We start from the raw sequence: 16,060 nt of genomic DNA, 5'->3' as shown, positions 1-16,060 counted from the left end.
GTCGAGCCACGGATAGTCGAAGTGTTCAGCAATACCATTTGAATTATTGGGTCAGCTCATGCCAATTGAAACGGCTCCGTGGTTCCCGCCCTGCGAATCCTGCAAACGACAAGTCAATTCTATTTACATCCTTACATCTTACTTCGATTATCAATTATGATTTGTCATGGCATCGTACCACCACTGGCAACGCCGTTAACGACCTATGAGAGCCTGGATATCGCAGGGTTAGAGCGCCTGGTAGCTCATCAACTGCAAGGCGACGTCAACGGCCTGTTTATCTTAGGCACAACCGGCGAAGCGCCAAGTTTAAGCGGTCGAGTGCAGCGCGAACTGATCCAGCGCACTGCGCAACTGATGTCTGGCAGTGATCGGCCACTGTTGGTTGGAATTACGCATTCCTCTATGAGCGAAGCGGTCGATCTGGGGCGCTTCGCGGCCGAACACGGTGCTACGGCAGCGGTGGCTGCAGCGCCGTTTTATTTCGCAATTCATCAGGCAGAGTTGTTGCAATGGTTCAGGCAACTGGCCGACGAATTACCTCTGCCGTTGATGCTCTACAATATGCCCAGTTGCGTGCGCATCGACATTGCCGACGACACGCTGTTGGCATTAACGCAACATCGGAATATCGTTGGTCTCAAGGACAGTTCTGGCGACTTGCAGTATTTTCAGCAAGCCGTTGCGATGGCCCAGGCTCAGCGGCCAGACTGGCCGGTGATGATTGGTCCGGAAGCGCTGCTGGCGCAGGCGATTGACCTGGGCGCGGCCGGTGGCGTTACGGGAGGGGCCAATTTGTGTCCACGCCTATTCGTAGACATGTATCGCGCGGCCTCCAGCGGTCAAGTGCAGGAGCGCACTCGTCTGCAGGTCGTCATTGACGAATTGCAAATGCTTTACGAGCAGGGCGCTTACGGTTCTGCATACCTGCCAGGGCTGAAATATGCTCTGCAATTGGCAGGTCTGTGTAGCGGCAAGCTGGCTCCACCGTGGCGTGACCTTCCACAGCAGAGTCAACTGGCCGTGCGTGAGTGGCTAGATAATTTCAAGCGCCATGGCTATCTGCCATGAGCTTACTGGCGTGACTTTAGAAATTGCAGTCGCCGCAACACGACACCTCAATGCCCAGTTCATGCGCCGCGACGGCTCGGGCTTGCAGGGCCAAGCGAGCGTCAGCGGCCGATGTTGCGTAGGCTACTTGAATGTGGTTGGCCTTGTGGCGAGCCATCATCTGATTGCGGGAGACTCCGTGCAGCACTGCGTGCATAATTGGCCACTGGGGCGTGGTGTTGTCCCAGCGGCGCTGGGTTTCCTGGCTGGGAAGGGCCACAGCAGAGAGCCGACCAAGGTCCATTTTCAAGCGATTGTCTTCCACAAAGATGCGTGACCAGACTACATCCCCCGGCTTGCTGACGCCACGTATAGTGCTGCCGCCCGAAGGAAAATACATGGCCGGCTGTCGAAAGCCCTCGGCAGCCGACCAACCGCCGTCGAAGTGCGAGGCGGGAACTGCGCCGCTGATCTCCAGAACCCACACTTCTTGATCCGTCGTTCCGCTGTGGTCACGATCCGACCAGCGCAGGTCGTGAAGCGTGTTTTCGGGCGGCTGTCCTAAGGCCGTGTGAATCCGCTGGATCAGCAATCCGTCTAATCCAGCGCACTCATCAACTTCATTAAAGTGGGTTACCGGCCGGCCGGCAAATAGTTCACGCGCGCCGTCGCGCGACTTGACCGGTGGTCGCTGACTGTCATTCAATAAACCTTCAACCAAATCGCTGGCTGGCAGCAAATCCTTTAAGCCCTGTTGATACTGAATGCCAATGCAGTCACAACCAAAGTCGTCGGCAATACGAACTGCGGCGATGTACATGCGGCACTGATCAAGAATCTGTGCATCGGTCAAATCCGTGGCGTGATTTGGACCGGTGTGGAACTTCATTCCGGCAGCATCTAACCACTGTCTGACGGCCTGAGCTTCGTGATCGCTGACTTGGCGTGTCTCAAAGTACAATGCGGACTGACTGAGTCGTTCTTTGAAAACGCCGGTTTTATTTAACAGTGCATCGGGGATGATGGCATTGAACATGCCCATGCAGCCTTCATCAAATACCCCCATGATGGCTTTGTTCTTCAGTAGTTCGGCGGCTACCTTACTTCCAATTTGCTGAGCTTGAGGCAAAGCTGCTGCCGGATCAAACCGGCGCACATGCGACAAATCATGTTGGACGCTGCCGCTACGCAGCCAATCGGCCAGTTGATCGACAAACCATTGATCTGTAAATGTCTCGCTCCACAACGAGCTGTAGCGCACTCCCGCCTTGGTGAGCGACCCGTTCAGATTCAACATTCCCACCAGGCCCGGCCATTGGCCCGACCAATTGGCAACTGTCAAAATGGGGCCACGGTGTGTTGTTAAACCTGGCAACACATGATGCGAGTACTGCCAGACCGCCTCGGCAATGATAAGGGGGCAGTCCGGATCAAGCCGCCGAAACACGTCTAGCCCTTCTCGCTGCGAGGACAAGAATCCGTGGCCTCGCGCGGCGTGGTACGGATGTGCCCGTTGGACTTGATAGCCTAGAGAGTTGATGGCTGCAGTGAGATCGGCTTCCATCTGTTGTTGAGCCGCCCAGCACACGCGATTGGCAGATTCGCGCAGATCACCTGAAGCGATGAGAAATACAGGACCGGACATCGTGACTCCTTGTGAGAAGCTAAAGCGTTAAAAATTCAATTGTCGGACCGCATCGGCCAAGCGGCGATAACGCGCGTAATGTTGTTGGTAAGCGACCGAGGCGGACGGGTTGGCCGAAACAATCTTCCGCTGACCGGAGGGCGTGCTGGCCATGGCCTGGGCCGCAGCGGACAGATTGCTAAAGCCACTAGCCTGGTGGCCGGCGGCGAACATGCCCAGCACAGCGGCGCCTACAGCGCAAGCATGTTGACTCGGATGAATCTCAATATCTGCACCTAACACGTCGCAATAAATCTGAATCAGTTCTGGATTGTGGTGCGGCAAACCGCCTGTTGCCACAAAGCGTTTTACTGGAACGCCGCCGTCACGTAATAGCTCCACAATCCATCTCAGCCCGTAGGCCGATGCTTCCAATAACGCGCGATACAGGTGCGCCGGAGTTGTGGCCAGCGTCAGTCCAGCGAAAGCGCCTTTCAAGGCTCCATCCATCAATGGCGTACGGCAACCGTTCATCCAATCTAGACACAGGACGCCATCGGCACCGGGCGGCAGGGCTTGCGCCTGTCGCGAGATGTCGGCAAAGTCCGGTTGCTGTAACAGTTTAATCAACCAAGCGAACGCATCGCCTACAGCGGCTTGACCCGTTTCATAGCCGTACAGTTCTGGCAGGATGCCCCCCTGAACAATTCCGGCTATACCTGGCACATTGCGGTTGGCGGTGCTATTGAGCATATGGCAACTGCTAGTTCCCAGCACCATCACCAATACATCCGGGTCTGCCACGCCCACGCCAGGCACCGCAGCATGCGCATCGATAATCGCTGCCGACACCGCGATTCCCGCAGGCAGTCCCATTGCACTGGCCATTTGCTTACATAGCGATCCGGCCCGTTGTCCCGGCGAAAGGAGCCGGCCCGGCATGCGCCGCTCAGCAGCTTCGGCCAGTAGTGGATGTACCGATGCCAGATATTGAGCTGTGGCGTAACCAGCTTCGGCAGACCATAGTGCTTTGTAGCCAGCTTGGCATGTCGAGCGAGCCATGTCGGCCGCCGAACCACCGGTAAGTTGCCACACAAACCAGTCGCCAGCCTCCAGCCAAACTTCGGCTGCCTCAGCAACTTGCGGAGCCAATTCAATGGTCTCCAACATTTTCGGAAAGAACCACTCTAGGCCAATCACACCCCCGTAACGATTCAAGAACGGTTGGCGTTGTTCTGTGGCGATAGCGTTCATGCGCTCCGTCTGTTTGATAGCCCCGTGGTGCTTCCAGAGTTTTGGCCACGCCAGCGGTTGTTGTGCCAATTCTGCCAAACGGCACAGTGGGGTACCATCGGCTAAAGTCGGCAGCATTGTACAGCTCGTGAAGTCAACGCCTATGCCGACGATTCGAGTGGGGTCCACAGGCTGTTCGTTCAGGGCTGCCTGTACGGCCAGTCGAGCCGACTCGAGCCAATCGTCTGGCGACTGTAGCGCATAATGGGGCGGCAATTGCTGCTCAGTGCCAGGCAATCGATCGATGATCTGTCCGTGACGATAACTGTGCGTGCCGTTTCCGCATGGCTGACCAGTGCAGTCGACCAGAATCGCTCGCACGCTCTCCGTGCCAAAGTCCAATCCAAGTGCAATGGGCGATTGATTTCGATTCATAGGAAACACACTTGATAGAGCCATAACGGAGAACTGATAGTTCGCGATATTCTGCGTGTTCGTGGTGAACTGTCGCGCCGATTGTGCAATGCCCAAGCGCTAGCCTGGAGGCCAGTTGAGAGGTCGCCCGCCCAGAATGTGAAAATGCAAGTGATCTACGGACTGACCACCGTGCGCGCCGCAGTTCACAACCACACGATAGCCCGACTGAGCGACTTCTAGCTGCTGGGCCAGACGCTGGATCGTCATCCACAAGTGCCCCAGCAGCGGCTGGTCTTCATTGCTCAATTCATTCAGTGAAGCGATAGGCTTCTTGGGAATCACCAACACGTGCACAGGGGCTTGAGGGGCAACGTCATGAAACGCGAGGCACAGCTCATCTTCGTGGACAATCTTGGCGGGGATCTCACGGCGAATGATTTTGCCAAATATGGTGTCGGTCATCGAAATCTCCTACAACGACGAGGTAGCCATGTGCGCCGCGCCTAATGCGTAAAAAAGAATCGTGTCAAATGATAGAAGACAGGTGCTGCAAAGCAGAGCGTATCGATGCGATCCAGGACTCCAGCGTGCCCGGCCACCAGCGATCCATAATCGGTTACACCGCGATCGCGCTTGATCGCGCTCATCGTCATGCCACCGAACATCCCCATAACACCAATGACCATGGACATGCAGGCGGCTTCCCAAATGGTGAACGGCGTGACCCACCACAGCACCGCCCCCACAATGCCCAGAGAAAGCGTACCGCCGATAAATCCTTCCCAAGTGCGGCTGGTGCTGATCTCTTCGGCAATTAAGTGCTTTCCGACCACTTGGCTCCAAGTCCACTGTAGGATCTCGGACAACTGCGACAGCAGCACAAAGAAGAAAAATAGACCAATGGTACTTCCTCCCCAGGGGCGCCCATCGCTACCGGCCAATTTCAAATTGATCAGTGCTGGAGCGTGGCTGAAGGCATACACACAAATCAGCAGCCCAGACGTAATCTGGGCCGATCGCTCCAGGTAACGCTTGTGATCGCCGGACAGCGCAATGCGAGCGGGTACAAAAATCGAAGCGTACACCGGAATCATAATGCTATACAGGCCATAGTAGTCGACCGACTTAAACCACCCTAAGCGTTCTAAACCGATCAGCACGTACTGCAATGGAGTGAACACAATCAGCGCCCAGAACAGCGCGCGATGATCGCCACGGCGAGTGGGAGCCATGGTAATGAATTCGCGCAGTCCCCAAAACGATACCAACGCAAACAGCACTACGGTCCCAATCGCATGGATCAAGATGCTAAACGCCAAAATGGCTGACATCAGCCACCAGGCATTGACGCGTTGATTGAACTTGTTCATCAGAGCCGGGTTGATCCGCTCTGAAGGCTGACGACGCAAGTACTGGCTAGCGATGGAGGCAATCGCCAAAGCCACCATAATGACACCGACCAGCATGAAGGTGGGAAACAAATCGACTTGAGTGTCGGCATCTCCCAAGATTGGAACTTCCGCCGGCGCAGCAGCGGGGACTGAGGTTGCGGCCGGTTCAGGGGACTCGTTGGAATCGGCCCGCGCCTGGCCATTGCCCAGTACCAGGCAGATGCAGATACACGATACTAATGCAGTTTTCAACACGCAACTAAGTCCGATTCGCCAACTCTAGTTAATACGACTTATCACTCAACAGCCACTACCACAGCGGTGGCGTTGTCGCGGCCTGACTCAGCAACTGCTGTACTGACCAGTCGCTGAGCCGACGATCGAGTGTCTTCTGCGGCTGGGCAGCGCACTAGATCTTCGATGCCACGATCCCACAGTCCCTCGATCACACCATCGCTACATAATACGAACTGATCGCCGGGTTGGTAGTCGAGCGCCCCGATTTGCGGATTCAAATAGCGATGACCGGCCCCCAGCGCTTGTAGCAACACGTTCTTTCGAGGATGTTGTCGGTGTTCACGTTCGTTGATTTTGCCAGTCCGTCGAAGCCAACCCACGTGCGTGTGATCCTCCGAAATCTGCTCAATTCCACCTGAGGCTGGCAGATAATACAGACGGCTGTCGCCAATGTGCCCATAGTAGACGCGTCCGCGTCGAAACCAGGCCAACGTCAAGGTCGTTCCCATGTCGCGGCAATTCGCATCGTAGCGTCCCAGTCGAATCATCTCGGCATGGATGCTACTGAACAGCTCCTGTAGAATCTCGCTGCTGTAGGCCGAGAAGCGATCTTCAACCAAGCTGAACTGTTTGGGTAATTGCAGCGTGATCTTATCGACAGCGATGCGGCTGGCGAACTCGCCCGATCTGGCCCCGCCCATGCCATCGCTGACGGCAAAAATAAAATCGGCTGCCTCCATTTTGGCTTGACCGGTCTTGCCCAAGTACCGTAAGCCACGATGATCCAGCAGCATCCCCAGGAAATGGTCTTCATTGTTTGGTCGAAATCGACCCCGATCGGACATGCCAGACCATTGAATGGTTTGTGCGATCACCTGCGCCGGCCCAGCCGCGGCGACATCCGCCGGTGGCGCCTGGCCAATGATCTCCGCGAACTCGAAGTCGATCACGCAGAAGCGACCATCTTGAGCACGATAAGTTACATTCCGCAAGAACGGATCATCGTGGCGCACTCCGAATTTTTCGAGCTCGGCAAAAATCTCGGCCACCTTCGCATCGGTCAGATGCTGAACGCGCGCACCACAATTGGTTGTCAGAATCTCCAGTGTCTGTTCGTTAGCGGACAGCAAGCGCGGCACAAACGGACAGCGCCGCGATTCCAGATACCGCAGCACACGTGCTTCGTTGGCAAATCTCTTGTCAGCTTCAGGGCCACGGAACTGTTTGGAGACCGTCCCATCAAATCCGATGCGCACCAATGCGCGTTGCGTGTTCTTGGCTTCCTGCATGAGACATGCGATCACTGAACGAGTAGTTTATTGCGTTCGACACCTTGTTGATCGACATCGAGCGATTCGGCACTATCAACGGTTAGGAGGCGGGATTGCTCCCGCCGTCCTCTCACACCACCGTACGTACGGTTCCGTATACGGCGGTCCTAGTGTAACGGGCGATTCAATTCATGACACTTCTAGACGAGGCTGGTCAGCCCCAATTGCGTAAAATAGCGGGCGGGCAAGGCCTGGTTCGTGTGGCTTGCACCAGCATTCCACCAAGGGCCATGTCCGTTGTTGAGACTAGCCCACGCGCGAACGCGGTCGGTGCCTAGGCGGATCAGTTCGCGGGCTCGTTTGGCGGGACGTTTCCACTGACGCCAGTAAACGGCGCGCAGCTTGCGACGAAACCACTGGTCGAGGTCCTCGAACGTCTTCTTCGCTTCGCTCTTCCGGTAGTACGACACCCAACCGACCAAGACCGGCTGCAACTTGGCAAGCACCCTGCGCACGTTGCGACCGCGTGCCTTGCGAAGTTCCTCGCGTAGACGCCCCTTGAGGCGTTGGATCCCATCAAGCACGCGCTCACCGGCGCGGCGACTGCGAACATAAATGTTACAATCGTCGGCGTAGCGAACGAACTTGTGGTCGCGACGTTTCAACTCCTTGTCCAGCTCATCGAGCAAGACGTTAGAAAGTAGCGGTGAGAGCGGGCCACCTTGCGGCGTCCCCCCGCTGCGTGGATTCACAACGCCGCCATCCATGATGCCAGCTTGCAGATACAAGCGGATCAGTTTCAGGATGCGTTTGTCTTTGATCTGGCGTGCCAGACGACTCATCAGGATGTCGTGATTGACGCGATCAAAGAACTTTTCCAGAGCCATGTGGACGACCCAGCGGTGGCCCGATGCGATGTGTTCCTTGGCCCGATCCAAAGCCTGATGCGTACTCCGGCCGCGACGATACCCGAAGCTAGAGTCCGAGAACATCGGATCGTAGAGCCGAGTGAGCACTTGCTGCAGAGCTTGCTGGATCAAGCGATGGAGCACTGTCGGTATGCCCAGCATCCGCATCCCTTTGCCGCCGGGCTTGGGTATTTCTACCTTTCGCACAGGGCTCGGGCGATACGTTCCCCTGAGCAGTTCTTCCCGGTGGCGTTCCCAGTGCTCTTGGCAGTAAGCCCACAATTCATCGACGGTCATCCCGTCGACGCCTGCGGCACCTTTGTTGCCAACGACTCTGTGATACGCCTGCAACATATTGCTGCGGCTTAGCACCTCCTCCATCGTGACGGTGACTGAATGTTCGGTGGTCTCATTGCATGCCGGAAGTGTTTGACGCGCGCACGAACTACCCTCAGCGGTTCCGCCACTTACCTTCGTTGGTCGCTCGGGCCTCTCAGCCGTCATGTCTGCTTCTGCCTGACTTCGCGAATACTTTGCACCAAACGGTTAAAACTAGTTCGGCCCTTGGTCGGCTGAAGCCTCCGACTACTATGGCCTCGGCTGACTTCTGCGGTGACATCGCTGCTTCTCGCGAAGCAACTAGCTGTGCAGTATCGCCGCAGATCTCTCAGGGTAAGTCGCCTAAGTTTCCTCTCGTATATCCGCCACATATCCGCCCGCTTGCTCCGAATGAGATCGGGCATGGAGTCTCATTGCGCTCTCGCCCAGCAAGCCGTCGCCTCGTATGTGGTTCGTGTTTTTCGGACCCGGGAGTTTGCCTGCTGCTTCCTTCAGATTCAGGGTCGCCCCTGACACCCTTGCAGTTCGGCGAGGAGTTCCTGTCATCAAGGCCTCCATCGGGACTTGCACCCGACAAGCTAATTCCTGGTTCGCTTTCGCTTACCAGTTGCGAGCGTCAGTCAATGACGCTTCGCGTCATGCCTGACGCACAACGAAAAACGCCGTTCTCACTGGGGAGAACGGCGTCGCTATTGTACCAACCGTTGTCGGCAGACCTAGGGCGAGGCCCCGAATTAGCCTTCAACTTCCTTGATTGTCTTGAGCAGGCGAGACAAGATTTTGTAGGGATCGGCTTGAGAATTGGGGCGACGATCTTCGATGTAGCCCTTGTAGTTGTTGTTCATGAACGAATGCGGAATCCGCAGCGAAGCACCGCGATTGGCCACGCCCCAATTGAACTTGTCGATCGACTGAGTTTCGTGCAGTCCGGTCAATCGAAGATGATTGTCGGGGCCATACGCAGCGATGTGCTCGTTGGCGTACTTCTCAAAGGCTGCCATCAACTTATTGAAATAAGCTTCGCCACCCGTTTCACGCATGTACTTCGTGGAAAAATTGGTGTGCATGCCGGAACCATTCCAGTCACCCTTGATTGGCTTGCAATGGAATTCCACATCCAAACCGTACTTCTCAGCCAGACGCAACATCAGATAACGGGCAATCCACATGTCGTCGCCAGCCTTTTTCGATCCGGCTGAGAAAATTTGGAATTCCCACTGTCCCTTGGCAACTTCGGCATTGATGCCTTCAATGTTGATGCCAGCGTCCAGGGTGATGTCGATGTGTTCTTCAACTACTTGTCGCGCGATGTCGCCAACATTCTTGTAGCCAACACCGGTGTAGTAAGGGCCTTGCGGACCAGGATATCCATCTTTGGGGAAGCCTAGTGGGCGGCCGTCTTCGTAGAAGAAGTACTCTTGCTCGAATCCAATCCACAAATCGTCAGCGTCACCCACTGTGGCGCGGAAGTTTGATGGGTGAGGCGTTCCGTCCGGCAGCAGTACTTCCGACATCACCAAGAAGCCGTTCTTGCGAGTGCTGTCAGGGTACAGCGCGACCGGCTTGAGTACGCAGTCAGAACTCTTGCCTTCGGCCTGCTGCGTTGAACTACCATCAAAACCCCAGATCGGCAGATCGGCCACCGATCCCGGAGCCTTGGAGACGATCTTCGTCTTACTGCGCAGATTTGGCTCAGGCAAATAACCATCCAGCCACACATACTCCAGCTTGTACTTGGAATCCGAGGACATACAACTCTCTTTCAATTCTGTTAAAGAACTCAGAAACAGGACTGCCACGCCGGCTATACACCGCCAGCTATACACCACAGCATAGAGACCTACAGGCAGCATCACACGACGTTGCGACCGCCAAGGCGGTAAGCATACCACGCCTTGTGGGTGTAATCAATTGGCGACACTCGACTGTTTGTGGTGGTCCGACACAGAGGATTGTGCAATCCTCCAGCTGCGAGATTTTAACCGCCTGTAAGGCTGGTAAAATGGCATCTTGAGACGCCTTAGTTTGTAATCCAGCCACAAAAAATTGCTAGAGCATTATGGTCAAGGTATCGCCTGTGGGTGTTCCAGTTGTCGCAGGCATTCCAGGCTAGATACGGAATTCTTTGCAGCCCCCAACAGGTGGGACTTGCGTTTCTGATCCGCTCACAGAATGATTGAGCTTATGGAAAACGAATTAGGCAGCCGGAGCCTGCGTCCACTTATCCAGCACAGTCCGGCGATCCTGCCAAGCCTCCTGCAGTGCGACTTCGGAAATTTGCACGCTGAAATTGAGCGACTAGAAGCCGCTGGTGTAACAGGGTTCCATTTGGATGTCATGGACGGAAATTTTGTCCCCAATTTCACCTACGGCATGCCCATCGTGGCAGCTGTGCGCAAGTTGACCAAGCTTCCCTTAGATGTTCATCTAATGATGTCGCACCCCGAACGGTACTGGCAACAGTTTGTCGACGCCGGAGCCGATTGCCTGACCATTCACGCAGAGATTCAGGCCGAGAAGCCTCCCCTGTTGGAAGCCATCCGCCGGGCTGGTATTGCCGCCGGAATTGCCGTCAATCCGGGGACAGCGTTGCAAGAGTTAGAAGATTGCTTGGATCAGTGCGATCTATTGCTAGCCATGAGCGTCCAGGCGGGATTTGGGGGACAGGCGTTTAATCCAATTGCATTGGACAAGTTGCGGAGTGTAAAAACTTCGCATCCAGGTTTACTGCTCGAGATTGACGGAGGAGTCAATCGACAAACGATTGGTTCGTGCGTCCAAGCTGGTGCCCAACTATTGGTGGTGGGCTCGGCCATTTTTAATCAGCCGGATTATCGACAGGCCATTGATCAACTGTCCGATGCCATGTGCGGCTGAAGTTGTAATTAGCAAAGTCTTGTATGTTAGAAATCTTGATTATTCGTCCAGGTAGTACCGCTTTTGACGAAGCCGGCCGCATCAAGGGCGCACTGGGTATTCCGCTGTCCGACAAGGGGCGGGAGCAGGCCCAGCAACTGTCAATCGAACTCCAAGCCGTAAAAATGGATTGCCTCTATGTGGCACCCTGCACGTCGGCACAGCAGACTGCCGAAGCGATCGGCGAACGGAATTTCAGCCGCCAACGCACGCTCGACAGCCTGCACAATTTAGACCATGGCCTGTGGCAAGGCCGTCTGCAAAGTGAAGTCAAGCGATTACAGCCCACACTGTATCGACAGCTCCAAGAGGATCCGCAGAACGCGTCTCCCCCAGGAGGTGAAACCATAGGCGATGCCACCAAGCGAATCGAGGCCGTGCTCAGCAAGCTGCTGTCCAAACATCGCGATGGTCGCATTGGCCTGTTGATCCCAGAGCCCCTGGCAACGATTGCACGACACGCGTTATCGGGCGGTAGAATGACCGACATCTGGAAATCCGAAATCGACAGTGGTACCTATCAAGTCACACAGCTGGAGACCTCGGGACAGCCGTCGCTGGAACCGGCATAGGCAAGTAAACTAACGCCAGGCCAGCTCGCGTCGCTACGCTTGCTTGTAGTTGGGCTCGCCAGAGCGTAGGCTGGCGGAGTGGTGCGAGCGACTGTAGATGAGAAACATAGCCGATGAGAAACCTGGCCAGTAGGTGACTGCTCGCGGCGGCCTAAGTGAATTATCAAGGGAGTGTTGAGTGTAATCATGGCTTCCGCTGAATTAGCACAAGAACAAACCATGCCTGAAAAACGCGGTGTCCCTGACGGCTTGTGGATGAAATGTCCCGGCTGCAAGGCCATCATTTACCGCAAGGAAGCGGAGCGGATGCTGAACGTCTGCCCCAAATGCAGCTACCACTTCTATGTATCCGCCCCAGATCGCATTCTGCAGGTCTTGGATGTCGGTACGTTTGAAGAGTGGGATGCACAATTGTCTCCCACAGATCCACTTGCTTTCGCTGACTCCAAACCCTATCGCGAACGATTAATTGGCGAGCAACAGCGCACTGGCTTGACCGATGCGTCGCTGACGGGAACCGGAATGATCCGCGCCCGTCGGGTGGCCATCGGCGTGACCGATTCGGCGTTTATTATGGGCAGCATGGGGTCGGTTGTTGGCGAACGACTGACTCGCTTAGTCGAACGAGCTACCGAGCAACAATTGCCGCTGATTATCATTAGTGGTTCGGGCGGAGGGGCGCGTATGCATGAAGGCATACTTTCGTTGATGCAGATGGCCAAAGTCTCAGCAGCAATATCACGCTACCATGCTGCTGGTGGACTGTATATTTCGGTGCTCACCAATCCGACGATGGGAGGTGTCGCGGCCAGCTTCGCTTCGCTGGGCGATCTGATTTTTGCCGAGCCCAAAGCGCTGATCGGATTTGCCGGTCCGCGAACGATCAAAGCCACCATCAAATTGGAACTGCCGCCAGGCTTCCAAACCAGCGAATTCCTGTTGGCCCACGGATTCATCGATCGGATTGTCGAGCGGGCTCGCATCAAAAACGAAATCGCTCGGGCCATCGACTATTGCGGCAAGTAGTACTCGTTAGATGTAGGCTGCAGTACGATGGGGCTCTTTGACAAACTAGCCTGGTTTGGCGGCAAAAAATCGCCTGGCGCAGCATCCGCCATCAAGGCGCGAACGCGCGTTGATATCGACGCCCGCTTCGAACGGCTCAAGACTGCAGTCAGCGGTACGATGAGCCGTTTCTATGCGGCCCGCGATCGCGAGTCGGGCAAGATTGTGGGACTTAAGTTGTGCGACCTGGAGAAATTCAATTTTTTCGAGAGTCGCTTCAAGGGTTTGCAGAAACCACCCGAAGGCGAAGTCGCCGTCGGCATGGACCACCCCAATATCATCAAGACGTTGGAATACGGTCGCACCATCAAGAATGAACCCTATTTGGTCATGGAGTTCATTGACGGTCCCGGTCTGAACAGCTTGATTCAACTGAAGGATTTGGAGCGTCTGCAAGGCAAACGCTTGGGCCTCATTCGCCAGATGGCCGATGCCCTGAATTATGTCCACAAACGCGGTTTCATCCACCGCGATATCTGCCCGCGAAATTTTATCTGTAGTCCGGATATACTGCAGCTCAAGCTGATTGACTTTGGCCTGACCGTTCCCGCTACCGAACCCTTTATGCGACCCGGCAATCGCACCGGTACGCCGCTGTATATGGCACCGGAGATTGTGCGCCGTCGCGCCACCGATCAGCGACTGGACATTTTTGCGTTAGGCGTTTCAGTATATCAGCTGCTAACGTTCGAACTCCCCTGGCCTGGTGGCGAAACCAGCGGCATGGCCGCGCTCAATCACGACTCGTCTAACCCCAGAAGCATTCTTGAACTGCGCCCGGAATTGAACCGCAACTTGGCCAATCTAATCATGCTCAGCATTCAACCCGACCCCAAGGACCGCGTTCAGACAATGGAACTCTTCGTCCAGCAGCTCAAAAAGGTTGAGCAGGAAGTTAGTCCATAGTCTCTGCCTACCAGCCAGTTCACTGAGTACCGCCCACCCCAAATTTGTGGTCGCCGATTTTGCAATTTGCCTGGCCTTTACACCTCAATGGCTCCAGCGAACCGCTGTATCCCGGAGGATCGAAGCTGTGGGGTATGCGCGTCCCCAAAGGGATCGTCCTTGCCCAATTATTCGGCTTGGTCAGGTTTTGGCACAAGGAACCCGAGGTGATGTGCGGTGTGAATTCTGTGCAAGTGTACTAGTTGCTCTTTCTCCAGTAAGCCAAACAATGGCGATGTCTGCCAAGGGCCATCGAATGTTAGCAGTCTAGTGACCGCCAGTTTGAATTGTTCGACGGCAGGTCGATCACGCCCAGTTTCGACCGGCAGTGACTGTGTATCAGTGGGAACGCCTGCGGGCCATCGATTTGTACTCAAAATTCTTTTCAACATGATCGGTGCAATGGTGTAACGCATGAGCCGTGTGGCAATCTGCATGTGCACAGGGAACCGAGGAAATCCATCGATTGGATATAGCATTACCTTGGTTATGTGATTGCAGCACTGAGTCAAGTCCCAGTTTCCAGTCTTCTCGTACCCGCTCTCGAGTAGCCTTTCTGCTTCCAGAACCGCCTCTGGTAGGGTGTCAAACTGCAGCTTACGTCTAATCGGTGAATCTCCCCGTGTTGCATTGAATCGATGGTCTGAGTCAATTAACCAACCAAATCACGCGGATACGGCCAAGTCACTCACCATCAGGAACCGCTCGATCTGCAACTCGCACGCAACTTCTCAAGCGCCTTCCTGATTGGATCTAGTAGAGCCAAGGCAAGCTTGGCACGTCGCTACCGTCGGCGATCCATCGGGCACTATCGTAAGTGTAATGAGTTGATTGCCGACAATACAACCGGCCAACACCGCCGCAGTGCGCTGACGTCCGGCTGATTAGGCGACATACTTTGCGAACCGTCACCTAGCGATGGCGACCCAGACGCGCTTAAATGTCCAATTTGTCTTGGCGGGCCTCCATGGGCTATTCTAAGAATTCAGCAAGACATAGCCTGGCGCTCGCCCGATAATCAGAGTAATCTCTGGTGGTAGGGGCTGAAGGTAGCGTCCATGCCCATGCCCATGCCCATGCCCATGCCCAGGCAGATCGGCCTATCGGAGGAAGCCTGAGTGTACCAAGTCTTACGAGCTGGCCGGTAGAAAGGCTTAGGCGTGTAATAGAACATTTGTGGGTCTCCGGACAGAAAAAACCGGAGCGGACGCAAAAACCAGCCAACACGAGGACCCACAACAGGGGAAAATCTACAAACTTTACCCCATTAATCTCTGACAACAATCTCTGACACGTGATTTCAAATTGACGTAAGTCTAATACACCCAACATGATTCGAACATGTAACCTTCGGTTCCGTAGGCAGCTTCAGGGCCAACAAGAAACTCATCAGTTTCCATGGGGATTTGACAAAGACGAGATTAAACGATCATTGCAGTTCTTGCAATGGCAAGCACTCATAAAGGGTATTGGTGGGATATTCAGTATTGAGTGGTAGGGCATGGCTGTAGTGGCTTAACCTCACAGAAGTCTTATTGCAGCGATTGGCTTCTTAGGGCTCTGCAGCCCAGGCTGCTCGTTTCCACCTCGCCAGCTTGCGATAACTCCCCGCAACTTTAGAACCGACCGCCGTGTCCGGCAGTGAGATGTATTCGGGTATAGTACCCCGAGAGACTTCAACCAGCTTGATTCGACAGAGACTGATTTTCGTCGAGTGAGAATTAGCTGTGTCGGCCGACGATTCAACAAGCAGGCTATCTGCGGATGTCAACTTGTTCGCCAAGCAAGGGACATACTGCACTGCTGATCATCCACTACCGCCAGGAACGACCCATTTCGTGTCTTAGAGAACACCGAACAGCTCTCAGGCTCGATAACCTTCTCGGCCTTGCAGTATTAGTCTCACCATACTAGATAGCTCAACAACCGCATACCACATGGACAGCTACAGAATTATCGCTTAGCCAGCTCGAAAACATCGGGATCAGAGGGCTTAAGGCGAATCGATAATCAAGTCTACTATGGGGGCGCACCCCTTTTTTCTCGTTACTCGAATGAGATTAGCCTGCTCGAGGTCTGAGAGTCCTCGAGC

At 54.9% G+C, this 16,060-nt stretch carries 14 protein-coding genes; 5 read left to right on the top strand and 9 right to left on the bottom strand.

Annotated elements, in window-relative coordinates; translation table 11 throughout:
- Window positions 1–156 precede the first annotated feature (156 nt).
- A complete protein-coding gene (locus KF752_09930) occupies window positions 157–1,071 on the top strand; it encodes a dihydrodipicolinate synthase family protein (protein ID MBX3421859.1) in 915 nt (304 codons plus the stop codon).
- A gap of 16 nt (window positions 1,072–1,087) precedes the next feature.
- Here the strand turns inward: KF752_09930 and KF752_09925 are convergent, their stop codons facing one another.
- From KF752_09925 to KF752_09895, 7 genes are all read right to left on the bottom strand, one after another.
- The gene (locus KF752_09925; GenBank protein MBX3421858.1) at window positions 1,088–2,695 is read right to left on the bottom strand and encodes an L-fucose/L-arabinose isomerase family protein; all 1,608 of its coding nucleotides are present in this window, start codon (window positions 2,693–2,695) and stop codon (window positions 1,088–1,090) included.
- A gap of 27 nt (window positions 2,696–2,722) precedes the next feature.
- Window positions 2,723–4,342 carry a ribulokinase gene (locus tag KF752_09920; protein ID MBX3421857.1) on the bottom strand — a complete coding sequence of 540 codons (1,620 nt, stop codon included), beginning with the start codon at window positions 4,340–4,342 and terminating at the stop codon, window positions 2,723–2,725.
- Window positions 4,343–4,441: 99 nt separating this feature from the next.
- Window positions 4,442–4,786: a histidine triad nucleotide-binding protein gene (locus KF752_09915; GenBank protein MBX3421856.1), complete on the bottom strand. Its 345-nt coding sequence runs from the start codon at window positions 4,784–4,786 to the stop codon at window positions 4,442–4,444.
- Between the two features lie 41 nt (window positions 4,787–4,827).
- On the bottom strand, window positions 4,828–5,790 hold the full coding sequence (locus KF752_09910) for a phosphatidate cytidylyltransferase (protein ID MBX3421855.1): 963 nt from the start codon (window positions 5,788–5,790) through the stop codon (window positions 4,828–4,830).
- 221 nt (window positions 5,791–6,011) lie between these two features.
- Complete coding sequence (locus KF752_09905) at window positions 6,012–7,241, bottom strand: serine/threonine-protein phosphatase (protein ID MBX3421854.1); 1,230 nt, start codon at window positions 7,239–7,241, stop codon at window positions 6,012–6,014.
- 182 nt (window positions 7,242–7,423) lie between these two features.
- Complete coding sequence (gene ltrA, locus KF752_09900) at window positions 7,424–8,635, bottom strand: group II intron reverse transcriptase/maturase (GenBank protein MBX3421853.1); 1,212 nt, start codon at window positions 8,633–8,635, stop codon at window positions 7,424–7,426.
- Between the two features lie 569 nt (window positions 8,636–9,204).
- Complete coding sequence (locus KF752_09895) at window positions 9,205–10,197, bottom strand: glutamine synthetase beta-grasp domain-containing protein (GenBank protein MBX3421852.1); 993 nt, start codon at window positions 10,195–10,197, stop codon at window positions 9,205–9,207.
- Between the two features lie 445 nt (window positions 10,198–10,642).
- On the opposite strand from KF752_09895, the gene rpe reads away from it, so the two are divergent.
- From rpe to KF752_09875, 4 genes are all read left to right on the top strand, one after another.
- Window positions 10,643–11,347 (top strand): ribulose-phosphate 3-epimerase, encoded by a 705-nt coding sequence (gene rpe, locus KF752_09890; GenBank protein ID MBX3421851.1) that lies wholly within the window; start codon window positions 10,643–10,645, stop codon window positions 11,345–11,347.
- Window positions 11,348–11,370: 23 nt separating this feature from the next.
- Complete coding sequence (locus tag KF752_09885) at window positions 11,371–11,958, top strand: histidine phosphatase family protein (protein MBX3421850.1); 588 nt, start codon at window positions 11,371–11,373, stop codon at window positions 11,956–11,958.
- Between the two features lie 186 nt (window positions 11,959–12,144).
- Window positions 12,145–12,984 carry an acetyl-CoA carboxylase, carboxyltransferase subunit beta gene (accD, locus tag KF752_09880; GenBank protein ID MBX3421849.1) on the top strand — a complete coding sequence of 280 codons (840 nt, stop codon included), beginning with the start codon at window positions 12,145–12,147 and terminating at the stop codon, window positions 12,982–12,984.
- Between the two features lie 27 nt (window positions 12,985–13,011).
- Window positions 13,012–13,929, top strand: a complete 918-nt coding sequence (locus tag KF752_09875) for a serine/threonine protein kinase (GenBank protein ID MBX3421848.1) — start codon at window positions 13,012–13,014, stop codon at window positions 13,927–13,929.
- A gap of 167 nt (window positions 13,930–14,096) precedes the next feature.
- Here KF752_09875 and KF752_09870 read toward each other — a convergent pair whose 3' ends face one another.
- On the bottom strand, window positions 14,097–14,621 hold the full coding sequence (locus KF752_09870) for a DUF1569 domain-containing protein (GenBank protein ID MBX3421847.1): 525 nt from the start codon (window positions 14,619–14,621) through the stop codon (window positions 14,097–14,099).
- A gap of 365 nt (window positions 14,622–14,986) precedes the next feature.
- Window positions 14,987–15,142, bottom strand: a complete 156-nt coding sequence (locus KF752_09865; GenBank protein ID MBX3421846.1) for a hypothetical protein — start codon at window positions 15,140–15,142, stop codon at window positions 14,987–14,989.
- Between the last annotated feature and the right edge of the window lie 918 nt (window positions 15,143–16,060).

The sequence above is a fragment of the Pirellulaceae bacterium genome, assembly GCA_019636385.1.
Classification (GTDB): Bacteria; Planctomycetota; Planctomycetia; order Pirellulales; family Pirellulaceae; genus Aureliella.
The sequence above is the reverse complement of the archived record's forward strand: the minus strand, read 5'-3'. Positions and strand labels throughout refer to the sequence as shown.